At 71.0% G+C, this 22,184-nt stretch carries 17 protein-coding genes; 9 read left to right on the top strand and 8 right to left on the bottom strand.

Annotated features, from left to right (window positions below; translation table 11 throughout):
* Positions 1–53: 53 nt before the first annotated feature.
* Positions 54–683 carry a hypothetical protein gene (locus WCE39_RS12725; protein ID WP_343277055.1) on the bottom strand — a complete coding sequence of 210 codons (630 nt, stop codon included), beginning with the start codon at positions 681–683 and terminating at the stop codon, positions 54–56.
* Positions 684–709: 26 nt separating this feature from the next.
* Positions 710–1,372, bottom strand: a complete 663-nt coding sequence (pyrE, locus tag WCE39_RS12720) for an orotate phosphoribosyltransferase (protein WP_343277054.1) — start codon at positions 1,370–1,372, stop codon at positions 710–712.
* Between the two features lie 129 nt (positions 1,373–1,501).
* Here pyrE and WCE39_RS12715 point away from each other — a divergent pair, with 129 nt between their 5' ends.
* From WCE39_RS12715 to WCE39_RS12700, 4 genes are all read left to right on the top strand, one after another.
* A complete protein-coding gene (locus WCE39_RS12715; RefSeq protein WP_343277053.1) occupies positions 1,502–2,737 on the top strand; it encodes a cytochrome-c peroxidase in 1,236 nt (411 codons plus the stop codon).
* 100 nt (positions 2,738–2,837) lie between these two features.
* On the top strand, positions 2,838–3,665 hold the full coding sequence (locus WCE39_RS12710) for an exodeoxyribonuclease III (RefSeq protein ID WP_343277052.1): 828 nt from the start codon (positions 2,838–2,840) through the stop codon (positions 3,663–3,665).
* Complete coding sequence (locus tag WCE39_RS12705) at positions 3,662–4,984, top strand: AmpG family muropeptide MFS transporter (RefSeq protein ID WP_343277051.1); 1,323 nt, start codon at positions 3,662–3,664, stop codon at positions 4,982–4,984. The genes WCE39_RS12710 and WCE39_RS12705 overlap by 4 nt, the downstream gene beginning before the upstream one ends.
* 55 nt (positions 4,985–5,039) lie before the next feature.
* Positions 5,040–5,324: a hypothetical protein gene (locus WCE39_RS12700; RefSeq protein WP_343277050.1), complete on the top strand. Its 285-nt coding sequence runs from the start codon at positions 5,040–5,042 to the stop codon at positions 5,322–5,324.
* Positions 5,325–5,354: 30 nt separating this feature from the next.
* Here WCE39_RS12700 and WCE39_RS12695 read toward each other — a convergent pair whose 3' ends face one another.
* Complete coding sequence (locus WCE39_RS12695; protein ID WP_343277049.1) at positions 5,355–6,473, bottom strand: anhydro-N-acetylmuramic acid kinase; 1,119 nt, start codon at positions 6,471–6,473, stop codon at positions 5,355–5,357.
* A gap of 40 nt (positions 6,474–6,513) precedes the next feature.
* A complete protein-coding gene (locus WCE39_RS12690) occupies positions 6,514–8,004 on the bottom strand; it encodes a peptidoglycan DD-metalloendopeptidase family protein (protein WP_343277048.1) in 1,491 nt (496 codons plus the stop codon).
* Positions 8,005–8,267: 263 nt separating this feature from the next.
* On the opposite strand from WCE39_RS12690, the gene tyrS reads away from it, so the two are divergent.
* On the top strand, positions 8,268–9,464 hold the full coding sequence (gene tyrS, locus WCE39_RS12685) for a tyrosine--tRNA ligase (RefSeq protein ID WP_343277084.1): 1,197 nt from the start codon (positions 8,268–8,270) through the stop codon (positions 9,462–9,464).
* A gap of 182 nt (positions 9,465–9,646) precedes the next feature.
* On the opposite strand, the gene WCE39_RS12680 is transcribed toward tyrS, so the two are convergent.
* The gene (locus WCE39_RS12680) at positions 9,647–11,347 is read right to left on the bottom strand and encodes a M28 family metallopeptidase (protein WP_343277047.1); all 1,701 of its coding nucleotides are present in this window, start codon (positions 11,345–11,347) and stop codon (positions 9,647–9,649) included.
* A gap of 74 nt (positions 11,348–11,421) precedes the next feature.
* Complete coding sequence (locus tag WCE39_RS12675) at positions 11,422–12,108, bottom strand: polymer-forming cytoskeletal protein (RefSeq protein WP_343277046.1); 687 nt, start codon at positions 12,106–12,108, stop codon at positions 11,422–11,424.
* 62 nt (positions 12,109–12,170) lie between these two features.
* Between WCE39_RS12675 and gpmI the strand changes: the two genes are divergently transcribed.
* From gpmI to WCE39_RS12660, 3 genes are all read left to right on the top strand, one after another.
* The gene (gene gpmI / locus WCE39_RS12670) at positions 12,171–13,715 is read left to right on the top strand and encodes a 2,3-bisphosphoglycerate-independent phosphoglycerate mutase (RefSeq protein WP_343277045.1); all 1,545 of its coding nucleotides are present in this window, start codon (positions 12,171–12,173) and stop codon (positions 13,713–13,715) included.
* 47 nt (positions 13,716–13,762) lie between these two features.
* Positions 13,763–15,052, top strand: coding sequence for a murein hydrolase activator EnvC family protein (locus WCE39_RS12665; RefSeq protein ID WP_449284045.1), 1,290 nt, complete (start codon positions 13,763–13,765; stop codon positions 15,050–15,052).
* A gap of 91 nt (positions 15,053–15,143) precedes the next feature.
* Positions 15,144–16,610 (top strand): S41 family peptidase, encoded by a 1,467-nt coding sequence (locus tag WCE39_RS12660; protein WP_449284040.1) that lies wholly within the window; start codon positions 15,144–15,146, stop codon positions 16,608–16,610.
* On the opposite strand, the gene WCE39_RS12655 is transcribed toward WCE39_RS12660, so the two are convergent.
* Entirely contained in the window at positions 16,604–17,296 is a 693-nt protein-coding gene (locus WCE39_RS12655) for a rhomboid family intramembrane serine protease (RefSeq protein ID WP_343277043.1), read from the bottom strand. The genes WCE39_RS12660 and WCE39_RS12655 overlap by 7 nt on opposite strands.
* 139 nt (positions 17,297–17,435) lie before the next feature.
* Between WCE39_RS12655 and WCE39_RS12650 the strand changes: the two genes are divergently transcribed.
* On the top strand, positions 17,436–18,776 hold the full coding sequence (locus WCE39_RS12650; RefSeq protein WP_343277042.1) for an OmpP1/FadL family transporter: 1,341 nt from the start codon (positions 17,436–17,438) through the stop codon (positions 18,774–18,776).
* A 145-nt stretch (positions 18,777–18,921) separates the two neighbouring features.
* On the opposite strand, the gene putA is transcribed toward WCE39_RS12650, so the two are convergent.
* Positions 18,922–22,077, bottom strand: coding sequence for a bifunctional proline dehydrogenase/L-glutamate gamma-semialdehyde dehydrogenase PutA (gene putA / locus WCE39_RS12645; protein WP_343277041.1), 3,156 nt, complete (start codon positions 22,075–22,077; stop codon positions 18,922–18,924).
* Positions 22,078–22,184: the final 107 nt, after the last annotated feature.

The raw sequence follows: 22,184 nt of genomic DNA, 5'->3' as shown, positions 1-22,184 counted from the left end.
CAAGTGCAGGCCGCGATCGCCGCCATGGCGGTTCCCGCACATGCAGGTCGCTCCTAACCGCCCTTCATGTCCCGGTAGCGTTCCAGCGCGCCGTCCAGGTCACTGCCCAGCGACGCGCGGTCGGCCAGCTGCCGCTGCATGATCGCCTGCTGCCGCAGCAGGTCGCCGTGCTGCGACCGCACGCCATCGGCCAGGGCCTTGCCCACCGGCTGCCCGAGCAGTTCCAGCTCAGTGGCCTGGCGCAGCAGCGACAGCAGGCTCTGGCGCAGGTTGGTGATGCTGAGCTCGGAGGTCTTGAGCGACTCGTCCACCAGCAGGATCCGTTCGCCATAGGCGCGACGCAGGTCGCGCTCGGTGGCATAGGACTCGACCATGGCCAGGTCGCGGCGATGGCGTTCGGCTTCGGCCATCTCGGCTTCGGCGGCGGCGCGGGCGTCGGCTTCGGCGGCGGTGCGCTCGTCGCCGGTCAGGGCGCGCGGCACTTCGCCGGTGCGGTTCCCGCTGGCGGCGCTGATCTCGGTGCGGGCATGGTCAAGCGCGCTGGTCGGCACGGTGTCGCCGCAGACCTGCACCCCGTTCTCGTCCCAGCAGTAGAGCTTCTTGTCGGCAGGCGCCTTCTGCGCCACGGTCGCCAAGGGCAGCGTGGCCAGCAGGACCCCGGCAATCCAGTTCATGGTCTTCATCGTGTCCGTCCCCCCGGTCGGCCGAATCAGGTGGCCGCGCTGCCGTAGCGCGCGCGGTAGGCGAACAGGCGCTCGCGCTCGTCCGACAGTGTCGCGTTTTCTCCGGTGAACGCAAGCAGGTCCGCCAGCCTGGCGATCGCCACGACCGGCACGCCTTCGTTCCCCGCCACCAGCGCCGCGGCCGAACGCCGGTCGGCGGAATCGCCGTCAAGCACCTCGTCGCGGTCGAGAGCGATCGCAACGCCTGCGGGCGTGCCGCCGCCGTCGCGGATCAGCGCCAGCGCCTCGCGCACCGCGGTGCCCGCGGTGAGCACGTCGTCGACCACCAGCACGCGGCGGCCGGCCAGCGGCGCGCCGACCAGGTGGCCGCCTTCGCCATGCGCCTTGGCTTCCTTGCGGTTGTAGGCCAGCGGCAGGTCGCGGCCGCGGCGGGCGTATTCGCAGGCCAGCGCCGTCGCCAGCGGGATGCCCTTGTACGCGGGGCCGAACAGCAGGTCGAAATCCAGTTCCGCGGCGTCGATGGCGTCGGCATAGCAGCCCGCGAGCGCCGCCAGCGTCGCCCCGGAGTCGAAGCGGCCGGCATTGAAGAAGTAGGGGCTGGTGCGGCCGGACTTCAGCGTGAACTCGCCGAAGCGCAGCGCTTCGGCCGCCAGTGCCAGCTGCAGGAACCGGGAGCGGTGATCGGACATGGCGTGTGCAGGCGGCCGCGGCGGGGTGGCCATGTTAGCAACCCCGCCGGGGTTGACCTCCGTCAACAGGCCTTCGCCGGCACTGGCCTATGGTGGATCGTGACGATGGCCTGGATACGGAGACGCGTGATGCTCGTTCGGACGAAGCTCGTGGTGTCGATTGCCCTGGCGCTGGTGGTGGCCACCGGTTGCGGACAGAGCGGTGGCGACGGGGCGGATACAGGCGCGGCCGGCGCCCCCACTGCCGACGTGGCCGCCACTGATGCCGCTGGTGCCGCGGCCCCGGCCGGACCCGCGGCCGTAACTGCCGATGCGGCCGCGGCCGGTGGCGTGCCGGGCACGGCGGAGACCGCGCAGGCGGCGGAGCCGGCGGTGGCCGGCGATGTCGATGGCGATCCGCTGCGGGCCATGGCCACGGCCATGTTCGGCACGATCCCCGCCAGCGTCGACGAACTCCGCGGCAAGCCGCTGGTCGCCCGCCAGGTCGAGCTGGGTCGCATGCTCTGGTTCGAACCGCGGCTTTCCCAGAGCCACCTGATCACCTGCAATACCTGCCACAGCCTCGGCACCGGCGGTGCCGACAACGTGCCGGTCTCGATCGGGCACGGCTGGCAGAAGGGCCCGCGCAATTCGCCGACCATGCTCAACGCCGTGTTCAACGCCGCCCAGTTCTGGGACGGCCGCGCCGCGGACCTGGCCGAACAGGCCAAGGGGCCGGTGCAGGCGAGCGTGGAAATGAACAGCACGCCCGAGCTCGTGGTCAGGACCCTGCAGAGCATTCCCGAATACGTGGACCGGTTCGGCGAAGCCTTCCCCGGCGAACGCCCGGTGAGCTTCGACAACATGGCGCTGGCGCTGGAGGCCTTCGAGGCCACGCTGGTAACGCCGGATGCGCGCTTCGACCGCTGGGTCCTGGGCGACGACAGCGCGATGGACGCGACCGAGCGCCGTGGCCTGGAGCTGTTCGTCAGCAGCGGCTGCGCGTCCTGCCACAACGGCCGCAACTTCGGCGGCCAGACCTACTTCCCGTTCGGGGTGATCGAGCGCCCTGGCGCGGAGATCCTGCCCGAGGGCGACAAGGGCCGGTTCACCGTCACCAATACCGCGACCGACGAATACGTCTTCCGTGCCTCGCCGCTGCGCAACGTCGAGCTGACCGCGCCCTATTTCCACAGCGGCCAGGTGTGGAGCCTGGAACAGGCGGTGGCGATCATGGGCACCGCGCAGCTGGGCCGCGAGCTTGACCAGGAGGAGTCCGGCGCCATCGCCGCCTTCCTGCGCACGCTGACCGGGCGCCAGCCGGTGGTGGAGTACCCGGTCCTGCCGCCGAGCACGCCGGAAACACCCAGGCCGGTCGCGATGTAACGCGCGTGCCCGCGCACTGCCGGCGGCCGTGCCGGCGGTGCGCTAACCTTGCCGGTCCGCGGGCCCGTGCCCGCCGCATCCGTCATGACACCGGCACACCATGCGCATCATCAGCTTCAACGCGAACGGCATCCGCTCGGCCGCCAGCAAGGGTTTCTTCGACTGGTTCCGCGCCCAGGACGCCGACATCCTTTGCGTGCAGGAAACCAAGGCCCAGGAGCACCAGCTCCTGGCCGCGGACGGCGATGGCCTCAACTCCGAGTTCCTTCCCGACGGCTACAAGGCCTGGTTCAAGGACGCGAGCACGAAGAAGGGCTACAGCGGCGTGGCGATCTACAGCCGCCGCGAGCCCGACGAGGTGCGCACCGCGCTCGGCTGGGCGCCATTCGATGACGAAGGCCGTTACATCGAGGCGCGCTTCGGCAATTTGAGCGTGGTGTCGTTCTACATCCCGTCGGGCTCGTCCGGCGAGCTGCGCCAGGGCTTCAAGTTCGAAGTCATGGACTGGCTGCGGCCGATCCTCGACCAGTGGCTGGCCAGCGGCCGCGACTACGTGCTGTGCGGCGACTGGAACATCGTGCGTTCGCGCAACGACATCAAAAACTGGACCGGCAACCAGAAGAATTCCGGCTGCCTGCCGCCCGAGCGCGCCTGGCTGAACACGATGATCGCCGACGCCTGCGGCGACGGACTGAGCGAGGCGCCGGGGCATGGCTGGGGCGACGCCCTGCGCATGCTGCGGCCCGACGCGGCGGACGAATACACCTGGTGGAGCAACCGCGGCGCCGCGCGCGCCAAGAACGTCGGCTGGCGCATCGACTACCAGTTCGCGACCCCGGCGCTGGCGAAGCGCGTCGAGGCCTGCGCGGTGCACGGCGAGCCGCGCTTCTCCGACCATGCGCCACTGGTCGTGGACTACCGCGAGTGAGTACGGCCGCGGACGGAGCGGCGCCGCGGAAGCCGTCGGCCTGGCGCGCGTTTGCGCAGCCTTCGGCGCGGATCATGTTCTTCTTCGGCTTCGCCTCGGGGCTGCCCTTCCTGCTGGTCGCCGGCACGCTGGCCTACTGGCTCCGCGACGGCGGGCTCGAGCTGCGCGAGATCACCATGATCGCCAGCGCCGGCCTGGCGTATTCGTTCAAGTTCGTATGGGCGCCACTGGTCGATCGCTGGCGGCTGCCGCTGCTCGGCCGTTTCGGGCAGCGCCGCGGCTGGCTGCTGCTGGCGATGGCCTGCGTGATGGGCGGGCTGCTGGCGATGTCGGCGCTGACGCCCGAGCGGCTGGCGGTGTTCGTGGCGCTGACGCTGTTCGTGGCCTTCTCCGGCGCCACGCTCGACATCGCGGTGGACGCCTATCGCGTCGAGATCGCGCCCGCCTCCGAGCAGGGCGCGCTGGTCGCGACGTATTCGCTGGGCTACCGGATCGCGCTGATCGTGTCCGGCGCGCTGGCCCTGGTCCTGGCCGACCATGCGGCATGGCCGAACGTCTACCGGGTGATGGCGGCCTGCATGCTGGTGCCGATGGCCGCCTGCCTCCTGGCGGCCGAGCCCGACGTGGTGCGCGTGCGCACGCAGGGGTGGGCGGCGGGCCTGCGCGAGGGCGTGGTCGAGCCCTTCGCCGACTTCTTCCGCCGCTTCGGCAGCGGCATCGGCCTGGTGGTGCTGCTCTTCATCCTCTCGATCAAGATTTCCGACCAGGCGATCGTCGGCGGCATCATCGGGCCGTTCTACCTCGACCAGGGCTTCAGCAAGACCGAGATCGCGGCGGTGACCAAGGTCTACGGCATCTGGGTCGGGATCGCCGGCGCCTTCCTCGGCGGCGTGGCGGTGGCGCGCTGGGGCATCCAGTGGCCGCTGCTGGTGGCGATCATCCTCGGCGCCGCGAGCAACCTGCTGTACCTGGCGCTGATCGGCGCCAACGGCGACATCGGCCTGCTGACCCTGGTGATCTCGGGCGAGAACCTGGCCCAGGGCTTCCTCGGCACCGCCGCGGTCGCCTACCTGTCGGCGCTGGTCAACCAGCGCTACACCGCGACGCAATACGCGCTGTTCTCGTCGTTCATCATGCTGCCCGGCAAGGTGCTGGGCTTTTTCTCGGGCGCCATCGTCGAGACCAGCACCGGCGGCTATGCCACCTATTTCCTGATCACCGCGGTGGTGGCGGTGCCTGCGGTGCTGCTGTTCTTCTGGCTGAAGCCGCGGCTGCGGCTGGGCGACGAGGCGGGCGGAGTGGCGGAGGACGCCGCGTGAACGCGGGCGGGACCTTGCCCATCCGGCCGCTCCGTCGTATCTATGGCGCGTCGCCGTGAGCGAAGGCGGCTACTGGGCGGGGGCCATGACCGACATCGTGCTCAAGGACATCGACGAGGTGCTGCTTGAACGCATCAAGCGCATCGCCGACCGCCGCGGCTGGGCGCTGTCGCACGCGCTGCTGCAGTTGCTGGAGCGCGGCCTGTACGCGGCCGAAGGCGACGGCAAGCTCAGCTTCGACAGCTCCGAGGCCGACGTGCTCCAGGCCGCGATCGCGGCCCTGGAGGGCGTGCCCGATGGCGACTTCTCGATGATCGGCCAGATCCCCGAAAACACCTGACGAGACCCACGGCTGGGGCGGCCGGTGCGGTCAGGCCGGGTGGATGGCGCCGAGGATCCGCGGCCCCGCGGCGCCGGTGACGCTGGCGAGGTTGCCCGGCCGTCCAGCCAGGGTCTCGCGCGCCAGCCAGGCAAAGGCCATGGCCTCGATCGCATCGGGATCCAGTCCGTGCGCGGCGCTGGATTCGACCGCGATGCCCGGCATCTCCGCTGCCAGTGCCTGGATCAGGCGCGGATTGTGCACGCCGCCGCCGCAGGCGATCACGCGCGTGGTGCCGGGCTGGGTCGCACGCAGGGCGTCGGCCACGGTGCGCGCGGTCAGGGCGAGCAGGGTGGCCTGCACGTCGGCCGGTGACTCCGTGCCCGCCAGTCGCGACTCCACCCAGCCGAGGTGGAACGCGTCGCGCCCGGTGGACTTTGGCGGCGGCAGGGCGAACCAGGGTTCGTCGAGCAGGCGTGCCAGCAGCGCGGCGTCCACCCGGCCCTCGGCGGCGAACGCGCCGCCGCGGTCGAAGGCCTTGCCGCGGTGGCGCAGGCACCAGGCGTCCATCAGGCCGTTGGCCGGACCGGTGTCGAAGCCGCGCACCGGGCCCTCGCCGGGCAGCAGGGTGAAGTTGGCGATGCCGCCAAGATTGAGCACCGCGCGCGACTCGGCGGCATCGTGCAGCAGCGCCGCGTGCAGCGCCGGTACCAGCGGCGCGCCGTGGCCACCCGCGGCCACGTCGCGACGGCGGAAGTCGGCGACGGTGGTGATGCCGGTGCGCTCGGCGATGGTCGCCGCGCAGCCCAGCTGCAGGCTGAAGGGCAGGGCGCCGTGGGGACGATGGCGCAGCGTCTGTCCGTGCGAGCCGATCGCGGCAACGGTCGCCGGGTCGGTTGCCGAGTCGGCCAGCGCGCGCAGGGCGGCGGCGGCGAAGGCGCGCCCGATGGCGACATCGAGCTCGCCCACGGCGTCCAGCGACAGCAGCGCGTCTTCCTGGCCGAGCGCCACCAGCCGTTCGCGCAGGGCGGGGTCCCAGGCATAGGTGTGCGCGAAGCGCAGGATGGGACGCGTGGTGGCGGCGTCGTCTTCGAAGTCGACCAGCGCGGCGTCGATGCCGTCTGCGCTGGTGCCCGAGATCAGACCGAGGAAACTTTGCCCACCGGCCATGCGTGAAGCCCCCTGTGGCGCCGCATGGGCGCCGCGGCGATCAGCCCTGTCCGCGGCCGGACGGCGCGTCGCGTTTCACTTCGGCCACGCGGGTGCCATCGGCGGGATCCGGCACCTGGGCGTAGATGATGTCCTCGACCGTGTGGATGCGCGCGAGCGCCGGACCGGTCTGGGCGCGGAAGGCGGCCAGCGCGGTGCCCTTCAGCGGCTCGGGCTCGGGCATGGTGTGCTGCAGCGGGTTGCGGTGCACGCCGTTGATGCGGAACTCGTAGTGCAGGTGCGGGCCGGTGGACAGGCCGGTGCTGCCGACGCGACCGATCACCGTGCCCTGGCTCACGCGCTGCCCCTGGCGGATGTTGCCGAAGCCGGACATGTGCGCATACAGCGTGGTGTAGCCGCGGCCGTGGTCGAGGATCACGGTGTTGCCGTAGCCGCCGCGCCAGCCCTTGAACTGCACGCGCGCGTCGCCGGCGGCCATGATCGGCGTACCGGTGCGCGCGGCGTAGTCCACGCCCTTGTGCATGCGCGTGGTGCCGCGCACGGGGTGCCGGCGCGAGCCGAACTTCGAGCTCAGGCGCGCGTACTGGATCGGCATGCGGATGAAGCTTTTCTTCAGCGGCCGGCCGTCGGCGTTGTAGTACTCGGTCTTGCCGTCATGCTCGAAGCGGAACGCGGTGAAAGGCTTGTTCTTCGCCGTGAACACCGCGGCCAGGACCTTGCCGGTGCGCAGCAGTTCGCCTTCGCGGTAGACCTGCTCGACGACCACGCTGAAGCGGTCCTCCTGGGTGACGTCGGTATTGAAATCGATGTCGTACTGGAAGATCTCGTCGGTCAGCATGTTGATACTGGAACCCGACAGCCCGAGCTTGCGCGCGCTGTGGAACAGCGAGCGGCCGACCTTGCCGCTGACCACGGAGGTGCGGACCTCGATCGGGCGTTCGATGACGGTCTCGACGACCTTGCCGGCGTCCAGCGAGAGCTCGACGCGCTCGGCTTCGCCGCGGTCGTAGCGAAGCGCCTGCAGGTTGCCGCGGCTGCCATCGGTCGGAGCCGGGTCGAACGCGAAGCTCAGCTGCGCACCGGGGCGCAGCCGGGTCAGCGCGTCGCGCGCGCCGGGCTGCTCGAGGAGTGCGTGCATGGTGCTGGCCGGGATGCCCAGCTGGTCGAAGATGGCGCCAAGGGTCTGGCCCTTTTCCACCGTCACCGGCATCCAGCTGGCGGCGGCCGCCTGCGGCTCCGGCTGCGCCGGAAGCACCGGCAGCGACAGCGACAGTGTGGTCAGGCGCGCGCTGTGCGGCACGTCGACCGCGGTATTGAAACCGGGCACGATGGCCAGGAGCAGGGCGCCGGCCGTGGCCACCAGGCTGGCATGGGCCCACTGCCGGCGCGACCAGCGGCGGTTGCCGGTGGTTTCGGTGGCGGTGTCCTGGTGGTTGCTTGCGCTGGCCTGGCGTTCGAGCTCGCGCAGGTTGTCAAGGCGGATGCGCTCGCTTCGCGGCGCGTCTGAATGAGACGATTCGGGCGTGGTCATATAAGGATCGGACCCCCGGGCCCGTGCGTGACGGGCGCGTCACGGGGCCACCATAATCACGCGAAGATCATGCGTCAAACGCTTGACCCGGCTGAAGTTTCCTCCGGGCCAACATTTTAACTTGCAGTTAACACCCACCTGAACCCGCGTCACGTTTTCACGCGCTATCGACGCCCAGCCGGACCCGAGCCTTGTCACAGAATCCACAGGAACACGCCAGCCCGCCGCACCGCCCCGCCGCGCCCGCGGCCGGCTCCGCCGCCATCGAACTGATCGCCCGGGGCGCCGACGAGATCCTCAAGCGCGACGAGCTCGAGGCGCGCCTGGCGTCGGGGCGCCCCCTGCGGATCAAGGCCGGCTTCGACCCGACCGCCCCCGACCTGCATATCGGCCACACGGTACTGCTCAACAAGATGCGCCAGTTCCAGGACCTGGGACACACCGTGATTTTCCTCATCGGCGACTTCACCGGGATGATCGGCGACCCGTCGGGCAAGAGCGCGACCCGCAGGCCGTTGACCCGCGAGGACGTGCTGGCCAACGCGAAGACCTACGAGGACCAGGTGTTCAAGGTGCTTGACCGCGAGCGCACCGAGGTCCGATTCAACTCGGAGTGGTTCGGCAAGATGTCCGCCGCCGACATGATCCGCCTGGCTGGCCAGCACACCGTGGCACGCATGCTCGAGCGCGACGACTTCGCCAAGCGCTATGCCGCGCAGCAGTCGATCGCGATCCACGAATTCCTCTACCCGCTGGTCCAGGGCTACGACTCGGTGGCGCTCGAGGCCGACGTCGAACTCGGCGGCACCGACCAGAAGTTCAACCTGCTGATGGGCCGCGGCCTGCAGGAGCACCACGGCCAGAAGCCGCAGGTGGTGCTGACGATGCCGCTGCTGGTGGGCCTGGACGGCGTCAACAAGATGTCCAAGTCGCTGGGCAACTACATCGGCGTCACCGATCCGGCGATCGACATCGTCAACAAGAGCATGAAGATCGGCGACGACCTGATGTGGGACTGGATCGAGCTGCTGAGCTTCGACATCGGCATCGGGGCGGCGACGGCGCTGAAGGCGGACGTGGCCTCCGGGGCGCTGAATCCGCGAGAGGTGAAGCTGCGCCTGGCGCGCGAGCTGGCCACGCGCTTCCATGACGCGGCGGCGGCGGACACCGCGATCGCGGGCTGGCACGCGGCGGTGACCGGCAGGGGCGACACCTCGCTGCTGCCGCTGCAGGACGTGGCGGTGCCGGCAGACGGCCTTCGCATCGCCGCGTTGCTGACCGCGGCCGGGATCACGCCCTCGAACTCCGAAGCCAACCGCAAGCTCAAGGAGCGCGCGGTCAAGGTCGACGGCAACGTTGTCGAGGACGCCGGCACCACGTTCCAGCCCGGCTTCGAAGGCGTGCTGCAGGTCGGCAAGCGCAACTTCGCGCGGGTGCGGCTGGTGGCTTCGGCGGGATGATGGCCGGCGCGCGCCGGGTGGGCGTCCCGCGAGGTGCGCCTGCCCGGCGCTGAAGAGCGGCCTCGGCTGCAGCTGCAAACAGGAGCCGGGCGAGCGGGAAATGAAGACGGCGCCTCGCGGCGCCGTCTTTGTATTGCCCCAACGCGGGAACCGGTGGTCCGGTCCCGCGCGCGTGCCGGTCCTCAGCCGCCGCGGCCCTTGCGCATGTCATCGCGCGCGGCCTTGAAGGCGTTGCCTTCGTACCAGTTCGGCCAGCTGCCGTCGTCGGCCAGGGTGCGGCCGACGCCGTAGAGCACCTCAAGGTCCTGGATCACGCCGTCGAGGTTCCAGGACGGATCGAACTCGTCCGCCGGCTTGTGGTACGCGACCTCGGTGTAGTGCTTCGCATACTCGGCGCCGGCGTCCTTGCCGCCGTCGACCAGGTCGTCGCCGCCCTTCGCGTACAGCGCCGGCACGCCGGCCTTGGCGTAGTTGAAATGATCGGAGCGGAAGAAGAAGCCGCCGGCCGGGTTGCCTTCGGCCACGATCGTGCGCTCCTGGCCATCGGTGAAGGTCTTCAGCACGTCCTCGAGCTCGGAGTTGCCCTTGCCGACCACGACCATGTCACGCGACGGACCGGCCACGCTCATGGCGTCCAGGTTGATCACGGCCACGGTGTTCTCCAGCGGGAACGCCGGGTGCGCGACCTGGTACTTGGAGCCCAGCAGGCCCGACTCTTCAAGGGTCACGGCCACGAACGCGATCGAGCGCTTCGGCTGGCCGTCGGCCTTGAACTTCTCCGCGATCTCGATGATGCCGGCGATGCCGGTGGCGTTGTCGACGGCGCCGTTGTAGATCGTGTCGCCCTCGCCCTCGTGCGTGCCGAGGTGGTCCCAGTGGCCCATGTAGACCACGGCCTCGTCGGGCGCCTCGCTGCCGCGCAGCACGCCGATGACGTTGCGCGACGAGCTCTCGCGGGTGGTGCTGGCAAGGTCGAAGGACACGCGTGCGTCCAGCGGGACGGCGCTGAAGCCGCGCTGGTTGGCCGCGGTGTACAGCGCTTCCAGGTCCTGGCCGGCGTCGGCGAAGAGCCTGGTCGCGGCATCGGCGCTCAGCCAGCCCTGGGCCGGCAGGCGTGGCTCCGGATCGTCGGAAGCGCGCAGGTCGAATTGCGGACCCGACCACGAATTCTTGACCACGTCCCAGCCATAGGACGCGCCCGCGGTGTCGTGGATGATCAGCGCGGCGGCGGCGCCCTTGCGCGCGGCCTCTTCGAACTTGTAGGTCCAGCGGCCGTAGTAGGTCATGCGCTCGCCTTCGAACAGCGAGTCGTCCTTGGCGTGGAAGCCGGGGTCGTTGACCAGGATGACCACGGTCTTGCCGGTGACGTCGATGCCGGCATAGTCGTTCCAGCCCAGCTCCGGCGCGTCCACGCCGTAGCCGACGAACACCAGGTCGCTGTCGGCGACCTTGACCTCGGCCTCGCCCGTGCGGGTGCCGATGACCATGTCGGTGCCGAACGCGAGGTCGCGGGACTCGCCGGCGACCTCCATGTGCAGCACGGTGGATTCGTCGGCGGTGGTCTCCACCATCGGCACGGTCTGGAAGAAGCTGCCGTCGTCGCCGCCGGGCGCAAGCCCGATGCGTTCGTACTGGGCCTTGATGTATTCGACGGTCATCTCGCCGCCGGGCGAGCCGGGCGCGCGGCCCTGGAATTCATCGGAGGACAGGGTCTTCACCATCTCGGCGAAGTCGTCCTTGCTCAGGTCGGGGCTGAAGCCATGCGTGGACGCTTCCGCGGCCGGCGCGCCGCCGGTGGGGGCGGCGGTGGCGGGCTCGCCGTTGCCGCACGCGGCCAGGGCGGTGGCCACGGCGAGGCTGAGCACAAGGTGGGTCGGTCGCATTCGTCGGGTCCTGCAGAAGTGGAATCCCCGATTCTATGCGTTCGGCGTCCCGCGGGGGCGCGGGGGCGCGGGCTTCAATCGCTGGCGCGGGGCGGCGCGGTCGCCGTCGAGTAGGGCACCGGCGTGGCGCCGATGATTTCGCCGACCCGGGCGCTGTCGTGCACGTACAACGCCACCTCGCGCTCGAACTCCAGCGGGCCATCGACCACGGCACCGGGCCCGATGATGATCCGCTGGCGGCGGGTGCTGATGCGGATCGGCATCCAGTTGGCGCCGGGTTTTTCCACGTGCAGGCGCCCGCGCACGTGCGAGCCGGCGCCGATGGTCACGTTGCCGCTGCTGGTGCTGACGTCACCGGCCACGACCGTCGCGACCAGGCCGATGGCACCGTTGACGGTCACCACGTCGCCCTCGACCGCGCCGCCGCGGCCGATGAACACGCCACCGTTGACGGTCTCCACACTGCCGTCGATGCGTGCGCGTTCACCTGTCTTGATGCCGCCGTTGACAGTGGACAGTCCGCCGCTCGCGATGTCGTTGCCGGCGCGGATGGCGCCGTTCACCGTGCTGGCGTCGCCGCTGCGGGCGCCATCGTCCAGGGTGATGCTGCCGTTGACGGTTTCCAGCTGGCCGTACTCGCTGCCGGCATTGGCGGTGATCGCGCCGTTGACGCGGTTGATGTCTTCGGCGGCCAGCACGGAGCCGGCGGCAAGCGCGGCGATGAAGAGGAGGGCGAACCGGGGGGCTTGGCGGATGTCCATGGCCCGAGTCTGCGCCGGCCGGCGCTACAATGCATGCGTCCAACGTCACAGGGTCGAACGTCGTGCCTGAGCCCGTTTCCGTCCGTCGGCCGAAGCCGGTGGTGCTGCTGATCCTCGACGGCTGGGGCCATCGCGACGATCCCCGCGACAACGCGCTGGCGCTCGCCGACATCCCCAACTGGCGCCGCCTGTTCGCCGCACACCCGACCACCCTGGTGCATACCGAAGGCACCCACGTCGGCCTGCCTGACGGACAGATGGGCAATTCCGAGGTCGGGCACATGAACATCGGCGCCGGGCGCGTGGTCTACCAGGACCTGACCCGGGTCGACGCCGCGATCGCCGACGGCAGCTTCTTCGCCAATGACGGCCTGCGCGCGGCCTGTGCCGCGGTGAACGCGTCGGGCGGCACCCTGCACGTCATGGGCCTGCTGTCGCCCGGTGGCGTGCACAGCCACGAAGCGCATGTGCTGGCGATGCTTCAGCTGGCGAAGCGCGAAGGCGTGGCGCGCGTGGCGGTGCATGCGTTCACCGACGGCCGCGACATGCCGCCGCGCTCGGCCGCGCCCAGCCTGCGCACGCTGGCCGATGCTTGTGCCGCGCTCGGCAATGCGCGCATCGCCAGCGTCAGCGGGCGCTACTACGCCATGGACCGCGACCAGCGCTGGGAGCGCGTGCGCCTGGCCTGGGATGCGATGGTCGATGCGCGTGCGGAACACGTCGCGCCCGATGCCCTGGCCGCACTCGATGCCGCCTACGCGCGCGGCGAGAACGACGAATTCGTGCTGCCGACGGTGATCGCCGGCGCCGAACCCATGCGCGACGGCGACGCGGTGGTGTTCATGAACTTCCGCGCCGACCGCGCGCGCCAGCTCAGCGCGGCGTTCGTGGCGCCTGCATTCGATGGCTTCGCCGCGCGACGCCCGGCGCTGGCCGACTTCACCTGCCTGACCGAGTACGACGCCACCCTGCCGGCGTCGCTGGCGTTCGCGCCCGACGACCTGCGAAACACCCTGGGCGAAGTCCTGGGTGCGAACGGCCTGGCCCAGCTGCGCATCGCCGAAACCGAGAAGTACGCCCACGTCACCTTTTTCTTCAACGGCGGCCGCGAGACGCCGTTCGCAGGCGAGGAGCGCATCCTGGTGCCGAGTCCCAAGGTCGCCACCTATGACCTGCAGCCGGAGATGAGCTGCCCCGAGGTCACGCTGAAGCTGGTGGCCGCGATCGCCTCCGGCCGCTTCGACGCCGTGGTCTGCAATTTCGCCAACCCCGACATGGTCGGACACACCGGCGACCTGCAGGCCGCGATCCAGGCCGTGGAGGCCGTGGACAAGGCCTTGGGCGAAGTGGCCGCCGCGGTCGCCGCGCAGGGCGGCGAGCTGCTGGTCACCGCCGACCATGGCAACGTCGAGATGATGCGCGACCCGGTCACGGGCCAGCCGCACACCTCGCACACCGTGGGCCCGGTGGATCTCATCTACGTTGGTGGGCGCAGCGACGCAACCCTGCGCGCGGGCGGCGCGCTGCGCGATCTCGCGCCGACGATGCTCGATCTGCTGGGCGTTGCGAAGCCGGCGGAGATGACCGGTTGCAGCCTGCTGGCGTGATCGCCGCGGTGGCCACGCTGTCGCACCGCGATAGCGCGCATCGCCACATGCCGGCGCGGCCGGTGTGCTCCGGGTCCGTGCCGGTCCTGTTGATGCTGTTGGCGCTGCTGGTGCTGTTGGCTTTCCCCGCGGCGCCGGCGGCGGCGCAGGACAGCCGCGACGCGCAGCGCCGGCTGGACAAGGTCAAACGCGAACTCAACGAGGTCGGTCGCGAGCGCCGCCGGATCGAAGGCCGCCGCGGCGAAGCCAGCCGCGCGCTTCGCGACGCCGACGAGCGGGTGGCCGGCAACGCCGGCGAGCTTGCCGCCACCGAAGCCGCGCTGGCGCGCCAGGAGCAGGCGCTGGCCGAGCTCGAGGCGACGCGCGACGCGCTAGCCGAGGGCCTGTCGTCGCAGCGCGCCGAACTCGCCGCGCTGCTGCGCGCGGCCTACACCGTGGGCGGCGCCGCACCGCTGAAGCTGCTGCTCGCCCAGGACGACGCCGCGGGCGCCAATCGCAGCCTGGCCTACCACGGCTACCTGCAGCGCGGCCGCAGCGCGCGGATCGCGGAGTTGTCGGCGGAGCTTGCCGGGCTGGAGGCGATGGAACAGGCGATCAGCGCCGAGCGCGTGTCGCTGGTTGCCACGCGCGAGCGCCAGCAGGCGCAATCCCGGGCGCTGGAGCGCGAGCGCGCGGAGCGCGCCAAGGCGGTGGCCGGGCTCGAAGCCAGCTACAGGGATCGCAGCGAGCGCGAAAAGGCCCTGGGCGCGGATGCGAAATCGCTCGAACGCCTGCTCGCGCGCCTGCGCGAGGCGGCACGCAAGGCCGAAGCCGAGCGCAAGGCCGCCGCCGCGCGCCGCGCCGCTGCCGCCGCCGCCGCGCGCGAAGGCGACACGCCCGGCACGGCCGCCGGAGCGGGCCGCAATCCGGTGCCGGATGCACCAAAGGTCGCGGTCGCCCGCACCGCTGCGGTCCAGGTCGGCGGCCTGTCCTGGCCGCTCAGCGGCAGCCTGCTGGCGGGCTACGGCGCGCGCATGCCCGACGGCCGCCGCAGCGACGGCGTGCTGGTCGCGGCCGCCGCCGGCACCCCGGTCACTGCGGTGGCCGACGGCACGGTGGTGTTCGCGGAGTGGATGACGGGCTATGGCCTGATCCTCATCGTCGACCACGGCAATGGCTACATGAGCCTGTACGCGCACAACGACAGCCTGCTCAGGAACCCCGGTGACCGCGTCCGCCGCGGCGATGCGGTCTCCACCGTCGGCACGTCCGGCGGCCAGGGCCGCGCGGCGCTGTATTTCGAGCTGCGCCGCGAAGGCAAGCCGGTCGACCCCGGCACCTGGCTGCAGAAGCGCTGACGGGCCCCGCGCCGCGCCGGCGGCATAATCGACTGAACCCGCGCGCGGATGCGCGGTCCAATTCCCGTTCCCCCCTCCCCCGGAGTCCCGCATGCGCGCCAGCCTGTTGACGCCCGTCCTCGCCAGCCTGCTGGCTCTGCCTGCCATCGCGCAGGACGCGCCAGCCGTCGAGCCCGCTCCCGCGGGACAGGAGGCCACGCCCGGACAGCCCGCGCAGCCGGAGCGGAAGGCGCAGGAGGATCAATCGGACGGAGACCCCGGCCAGGAGGAGCGGATGGACCGGGACGCGGACCAGACGGACGCGGACCCGGCCACCGATGAGCCCACAGCCGACGCCGCCGGATCAGCTGCCGACCCCGATCCCGACCCCGCCAGCACCGTGCCGCTGGAGGAGATCAGCCGCTTCGTGCTCGTGTTCAACGCCGTGCGTGCCGGCTACGTCGACAAGGTCGAGGACCGGGAGCTGATGCAGGCGGCGATCCGCGGCCTGCTGCTCGACCTCGACCCGCACAGCGCCTACCTCCAGCGCAGCGACGCCGAGGCCTTCGAGGAAGGCGCCACGGGCGCCTACGAAGGCATCGGGGTGGAGGTCATGCAGCTGCCTGACGGCCGCATGCGCGTGGTCTCGCCGATGGACGACAGCCCGGCGCAGCGCGCGGGCATCCGCTCCGGCGACGTGATCATCGCCGTGGACGGCGTGGAGCTGACGCCGGCGAGCCACGAGGGCCGGGGGCCGCTGCGCGGGCCGCCGGGCACGGAAGTCGCCGTCACCATCGCCCGCGAAGGCGAAGCCGAACCGCTGGAGCTGCGCGTCGCGCGCGCCGTCATCCGCACGCCCAGCGTGCGCGGCAGCATGCGCGAGCCGGGCTTCGGCTACGTCCGCATCGCCGGCTTCCAGGCCGATACCGCCAGCGATTTCGCCGCGGCCGTCGACGGGCTCCAGGCCAAGGCCGGGGGCGACGGACTGCGCGGGCTGCTGGTCGACCTGCGCAGCAACCCCGGCGGCCTGCTGACCTCGGCGGTGCAGATCGCCGACGACCTGCTGGAAAGCGGCGGCATCGTCAGCACCCGCGGCCGCATCCAGGTGGGCGACACGGCCTTCAGCGCGACGCCCGGCGACCGCATGCGCGGGCGCCCGGTGGTCGTGCTGGTGGATGCGGGTTCGGCCAGTGCCTCGGAAGTGCTGGCCGGTGCCCTGCGTGACAACGACCGCGCCTGCATTGTCGGCAGCCGCAGCTTCGGCAAGGGCTCGGTGCAGACGGTGATGCCGCTGGACAATGGCGATGCCGTCAAGCTGACCACGGCGCGCTATTTCACGCCCAACGGCACCTCCATCCAGGCCCGCGGCATCGAGCCCGACCTGGTGCTCGACGTCAAGGGCGCCACGGTTGCCGGCTTCGGGGAAATCACGCTGCCCGGGCACCTGGATGCCGAAGGCGAGGAGGGCAGCCGCGCGGGCCAGGTGCTCGACGGCGACCAGCCGGTCGTGCAGGCGATGGCCGCGCTGCGCCGGCTGGCCGATGGCGGCGACTGCGTGCCGCCGCCGGTGGCTCAGTAACCCTTCTGCCGGCGCAGGCGGCGCGCGATGGCGCGCCGCGAGAACAGCGCGAAGGCGACGCCGAACGCGAAGCCCGCCACGTGCGCCGACCAGGCCACGGCGCCGAACGCCGGTCCGATGTAGGCGAACACCACCTGCAGCAGCGCCCAGATCCCGATCAGCAGCGGCGCCGGCGCGCGCACGAACTCGAGGAACAGGCCCAACGGCAGCACCACGCCCAGGTGCGCGCGCGGGAACAGCGCCAAGTAGGTGCCGATCAGCGCAGACACCGCGCCGCTGGCGCCGATCACCAGGCGGTCGGGCGTGTCGATGACCAGGACGGTGGCAAGGTTGGCCACCGCGCCGCCGGCCAGGAACAGGCACAGCAGCCGCCAGGGCCCCATCACCCGCTCCGCGGGCAGGCCGAAGATCAGCAGGAACACCAGGTTGCCGAGCAGGTGCGCCCAGTCGGCGTGCACGAACAGCGCGGTGAGCAACCGCAGTCCGCGCTCGCCGTCGGCCCAGGACACCAGCAGGTCGCCCGGCCGGAGGGCACCGGTCAGCGCCCCCCAGCGCACCATCAGCGCCTGCTCGACGGCCTCCGGGCGGGTGCTGGCCCACAGGTAGACCACCCACAGTGCCGCGCACAGCAGCGGCGTGGCCCAGCGCACTGACGGATGGGAACGCGTCGGGATGGAGACGAACATGCGCGGCGGGCCGGGGCGGGGCGGATTCACAACGATAACCGGCGTCAGCCGTGACGCGGGACCCTGTGTGATCACCATCCGCCACGGTATAGTGCGCGCCACATCCGTTCCCGCAAGCCCTCTGTCAGGAGTTTCAGCAATGCGCATCTCCCCCACTCTGCAGGCTTCGGCCCTCGCGCTCGGCATCCTCGGCGCGCTGGCCCTCGCCCCCGTCCATGCCTCCGGTTTCCAGCTCAAGGAAAACAGCGTCAAGGGCCTCGGCGCCGCGTTCGCAGGCTCCGGCGTCAACGAAGGCGACGCCTCGGTCGTAGTCAACAACCCCGCCACGATGACCTCCTTCGAGGGCACCACGGTCCAGGCCGATCTTTCGGTCATCGACCTGAGCTACCGCTTCGAAGGCAGCGGCAACGACGCGCTCGGCCGCCCGCTCAACGGCGGCGACGGCGGCGAAGCCGGCGATGTCACCCCGATCCCCGCGTTCTCGGTGATCCACAAGCTCGACAACGGCCTGGCGCTGGGCGCCATGGTCGGCGCTCCGTTCGGCCTGAAGACCGAGTACGACCCTGACTGGCAGGGCCGCTACTTCGCCGACACCTCCGACGTGCAGGTTGTGAACCTGACGCTGTCGGCGGCGCTGGACCTCAACGACCACCTGTCGGTGGGCGTGGGCGCGGTGTACTCCAAGGCCGACGTGACCCTGTCCAAGGCCGTCGACTTCGGCACCCTGCTGTTCTCCAACCCGGCCACCCGCCCGCTGCCGTTCGCACTGCCGCAGGCCCGCGACGGCCACGCCGAGATCGAGGGCGACGACACCGGCTTCGGCTGGCTGGTCGGCTTCAACCTGCGCCCGACCGATCGCCTCGCGATCGGCGTCAGCTACCAGTCCGAGATCGACTACGAACTGCGTGGCACCGCCGAGTGGACCGTGCCCGGCGATGTGCGCGCGGTGTTCAACAGCAACCCGATGACCGCGCAGCTGTTCAACAACGGCGGCGCCGGCGCCAAGCTGACCACGCCGTCGACCTTCGCGGTCGTCGCGCGCTACGACTTCACCGACCGCTTCGCGATGATGGCCAACTGGACCGAGACCGGCTGGTCGTCGCTGCGCGAAGTGCGCGTCGAGTTCGACAACGCCGACCCGGATTCGGTCGAGCCCTTCGGCTGGGAAGACAGCGCGTTCGTGTCGCTGGGCGCCGAGTACAAGCTCAATGACGCCTGGACCCTGCGTGGCGGCGTCGCGCATGACGAAACCCCGACCAGCATCGAGCACCGCACCCCGCGCCTGCCCGACGACGATCGCCGCTGGTACTCGATCGGCGCCACCTGGAACGTCAGCGACGCGTTGGACGTCGATTTCGCTTTCACCCACCTGAAGCCGAAGGATCCGAAGGTCGACTTCACCAGTGGCGGCAGCACCATCAGCGGCCCCTACGCGGGCGATGCAAACCTGTTCGGCGTGTCGGCGCAGTACCGGTTCTGACCGCGGGCCGCCAGGCCTGACCACGAGGAAGCCCCGCGCAAGCGGGGCTTCTTCGTTTCAGGCTGTACGAAAAGGAAAGGCCCCGCGTGTGCGGGGCCTGTCATGGGCCAGGCGGGTTCGCGTCGCAGCCGTGGCTGCTCCCGGGTCAGTCGCCCAGCGTCAGCAGCGACGCGTTGCCGCCGGCCGCCGTGGTGTTGATGGTGACGACCTTCTCGGTGGTGAAGCGCGGCAGGTAGTGCGGGCCGCCGGCCTTGGGCCCGGTGCCGGACAGCCTCTGGCCGCCGAATGGCTGCACGCCGACCACCGCACCGACCTGGTTGCGGTTGACGTAGACATTGCCGACCCGCGCGCGCGCGGCGATCAGTTCGACGGTGTCGTCGATGCGCGAGTGGATGCCAAGCGTCAGGCCGTAGCCGGTGGTGTTGATGGCGTCGATCACCTGGTCGAGCTGGTCGGCCTTCCAGCGGATCACGTGCAACGCGGGACCGAAGTTCTCGCGGTGGAGTTGCGACAAGGACTTGAGCTCCCAGGCACGCGGGGCGAAGAAGGTGCCGTGCGCGGTGTCGTCGCCCATCGCGGCGATCGCGATCAGGCGCGCCTCGTCCTGCATGCGCGCGGCGTGGCGATCGAGCATGCCCAGCGCGTCGGCGTCGATCACCGGGCCGACGTCGGTCGACAGCTCGCCGGGGTCGCCGACCTTGAGCTCGGCCATCGCGCCGGCCAGCATGGTGATGACCTTGTCGGCGATGTCGTCCTGCACGAACAGTACGCGCGCGGCCGAGCAGCGCTGGCCGGCGGAGGTGAAGGCCGAGGTCATCACGTCCTTGACCAGCTGTTCGGGCAGCGCCGAGGAATCGGCGATGAGCGCGTTCTGGCCGCCGGTCTCGGCGATCAGGGTGCCGATGGCGCCGTCGCGCGCGGCCAGCGCGCGGTTGATCGCCAGCGCGGTGCCGTTGGAGCCGGTGAACACCACGCCGGCGATGCGCGGGTCGCCGGTCAGCGCGGCGCCCACGCTTGCGCCATCGCCGGGCACGAACTGCAGCACGGTGTCCGGGACGCCGGCCTCGTGCAGCAGCTTCACCGCCTCGAAGCCGACCAGGCTGGTCTGCTCGGCCGGCTTGGCAAGCACGCTGTTGCCGGTGACCAGGGCCGCGGCCACCTGGCCGATGAAGATCGCCAGCGGGAAGTTCCACGGCGAGATGCAGGCGAACACGCCGCGCCCGGCCAGCTGCAGCGTGTTGGTCTCGCCGGTCGGGCCGGGCAGGGTTTCCGGCGCGGACAGGCTGCGCGCCTGGCCGGCGTAGTAGCGCAGGAAGTCGACCGCCTCGCGCACTTCGGCAACGCCGTCGGGAATGGTCTTGCCGGCTTCCAGCGTGCACAGCGCCATGAAGCGCGGCATCCGCTGCTCCAGCAGGTCGGCTGCGTGCTCGAGCAGCGCGGCGCGGCTGGCCACGGGCGTTGCGTCCCAGGCGGGCTGCGCGGCGACCGCATTGGCCATCGCGCGCTCGACCGTGGCGGTGTCGGCGGGCTGCCAGCGACCGACGGTGCGACGTCGGTCGGCGGGGCTGGTGACGTCGATCCAGTCGCCGGCGCTGCTGGCTCCCGGGACCAGCGGCGTGGCCTGCCAGTTGCCGGGTTCGGCGGCCATCGCCGCGGCCAGGCTGCGCAGGTCGTCGTCGTTGGCGAGGTTGATGCCCATGGAATTGGTCCTGTCGGTGCCCTGGCTGCGAAGCATGTCGGCCGGAAGCGGAATGCGCGGATGCGGAATGCTGTCGAACGCGGCCACGACGTCGACCGGGTCGCGGACCAGGTCGTCGACCGGCACGTCGGTGTCGGTGATGCGGTTGACGAAGCTGGAGTTGGCGCCGTTCTCGAGCAGGCGCCGCACCAGGTAGGGCAGCAGCTCCTCGTGGCTGCCCACCGGCGCGTACACGCGGCAGGGCACGCCCAGGCGGTCGGCCGGGATCACCTCGTCGTAGAGGTCGTCGCCCATGCCGTGCAGCTTCTGGAACTCGAACGGCCGCCCGGCGGCAAGCCGGTGCACCGCGGCGATGGTCTGCGCGTTGTGGGTGGCGAACATCGGGTACACCGCATCGCCGGCGTCGAGCAGGCGGCGGGCATTGGCCAGGTAGCTGACGTCGGTATTGGGCTTGCGCGTGAATACGGGATAGCCGGGGAAGCCTTCGACCTGGGCGCGCTTGACCTCGGCGTCCCAGTAGGCGCCCTTGACCAGGCGCACGGGGATCCGGCGCCCGCCGCGGCGGGCGAGGCCCGCGATCCAGTCGATCACGAAAGGCGCGCGCTTCTGGTAGGCCTGCACGACGATGCCGAAGCCGGTCCAGCCCTCGAGCGACGGATCGAGCCAGGCGGCCTCGATCACGTCCAGCGACAGCTCCAGGCGGTCGGCTTCCTCGGCATCGACGGTCAGGCCGATGCCGTGCTGCTTCGCACGCTGCGCGAGGTCCAGCAGGCGCGGCGCGAGCTCGGCAAGCACGCGCGCGTGCTTGGCGTGTTCATAGCGGGGATGCAGGGCCGACAGCTTGACCGAGATCGAGGGTGCGACGATGGCGTCGGCGGGGCGGCCGGCGTCGCGGCCGATGGCATCGATCGCGGCCCGGTAGGCCTCGAGGTAGCGATCGGCGTCGTGCTGCGTCAGCGCGGCCTCGCCGAGCATGTCGAATGAATAGCGGTAGTGTGCGTTGCGGCCCTTCCGGGCGCGCGTGAGCGCCTCGCCGATGGTCCGCCCCATCACGAACTGGTGGCCCATGATCTTCATCGCCTGGCGCACGGCCAGGCGGATCACCGGCTCGCCCGCGCGGCCGACCAGGCGCTTGAAGGCGCCGTGCACGTCGCGCTTGGTGCCGTCGGCCAGGTCGACCAGGTGGCCGGTCAGCATCAGGCCCCAGGTGGAGGCGTTGACCAGCACCGATTCCGACTGGCCGAGGTGCCGCTTCCAGTCGGCCTCGCCCAGCTTGTCGCGGATCAGGCGGTCGGTGGTCTCGCCATCCGGGATGCGGAGCAGGGCTTCGGCCACGCACATCAGCAGCACGCCCTCCTCGCTGCCCAGGTCGTACTGGCGCATGAAGGACTCGACCACGCCCTGGTCGGGCGCGCGCAGGCGCACGCGGCGGACCAGGTCCCCGGCGGTGGCGGCGATCGCGGCCGCGTCCGCGGGCGGTTGGCGGGCTTCGTCGAGCAGGGCGCGGACCCGTGTCGCCTCGTCCGCCAGCCAGTGGCGGGTGATGTCCGCGCGCAGCGGATCGGACGGCGGGAGCGGGGCAACCGGGGGGAAGTCGTTCACTGGGATCATGCGCGGGGAGGGACACGGATTCTAGCTGCCGCGACGTGCCAGAAGCGCACCCGCGGGGCAGCGGCGAAGCCGCCGCGCTTGCCGGTCAGGTGGCGCGA

It is taken from the genome of Luteimonas yanweni, assembly GCF_039548475.1.
Lineage (GTDB): Bacteria > Pseudomonadota > Gammaproteobacteria > Xanthomonadales > Xanthomonadaceae > Luteimonas.
The sequence above is the reverse complement of the archived record's forward strand: the minus strand, read 5'-3'. Positions and strand labels throughout refer to the sequence as shown.